Here is a 1,063-nt window from a genome sequence, read left to right on the forward strand (position 1 = left end):
CAAAGCCACAGCGTTGGAGGACATAAGTCTTCTTGCTGTGGCTTTGTTGTGTTATAAATTATCGTAGGAAGGACAAATATAATATAATCAATCATCAATCAAAAATCGAATTATGAATAAGTATCATGAAATGCTTAACAAAATCCTTGTGAAAGGTAAAGTACAACAGAATAAAAAAGGCTCAAACACTTTTTTACTAAACCAGGCTTTAGAATTAAAACCAATTGACTTACTCGAACTGTTTGAGGGCCACGCTGTAGCTAAAAAGAAATTAAAAGATGAGCTAAAGTTGTTTATGGCCGGTGAACGTTCAACAGAAGCTTATAGAGAGGTTGGCGTTTCGTGGTGGGATTATTGCGGCCCTATTTTGGTTAATAGTTATCCAACGTATTTCGAACAATTACCAAAGCTTATCGAAAAGATTAACCAGGAGAAACGATCATCAAAGAATTATGTATTATTCCCTGGTTCTAACAACACAGAAAGTAACCAACAGCCATGCTTAAGTTTGATTCAGTTTCAAATCACTAACGGTAAGTTGATAATTAGCGCGTATCAGCGTAGTTCTGATGCAAACTTAGGCTTACCCTCCGATATATATCATTTGTATCTGATTTCAAAGAAAATCGATGTGCAATTGAAAAGCATAACATTGTTTCTTGGTAATGTGCATGTGTACGAGAATAACATCGACAGTACAAAACAGCTGTTGTCCGGTGAAGCTGTTAAGTTTAGTTTAAACGTTGGTTAAATGGTGTTTAAATCTTAATTAAAAAGCCAGTACATTACGTATTGACTTTTGTTATCTTTGCTTAAAAAAATGCACATTTCATTTTATATTTGTGCTCATTTCAATTTTTCGATTATACTAACAATTCTTTAGAATATGCTAAAAAAATAAAAAGTGAGCAAAAAAGAATAGAAAAAGAGCAAGAAAAACTAAACCACTCTGCACTGAAAGTGCAGAGGTTTGTTTTACGAGGGACTGAAAGTCCCTCTTTCTATTTCATTCAAGAATGAAATTTGAATTATCATCTCCCTCTTTTCTTCTGTGATGTTCTAG

The 1,063-nt window shown here is 33.7% G+C and carries 1 protein-coding gene; it reads left to right on the plus strand.

Going from position 1 to position 1,063, the window contains the following annotated elements; translation table 11 throughout:
• Nucleotides 1-112: 112 nt before the first annotated feature.
• Nucleotides 113-751, plus strand: coding sequence for a thymidylate synthase (locus J3495_RS18975; protein WP_210668549.1), 639 nt, complete (start codon nt 113-115; stop codon nt 749-751).
• The last annotated feature ends 312 nt before the right edge of the window (nt 752-1,063 follow it).

This window comes from Flavobacterium geliluteum (genome assembly GCF_017948595.1).
Lineage (GTDB): Bacteria > Bacteroidota > Bacteroidia > Flavobacteriales > Flavobacteriaceae > Flavobacterium > Flavobacterium flavipigmentatum.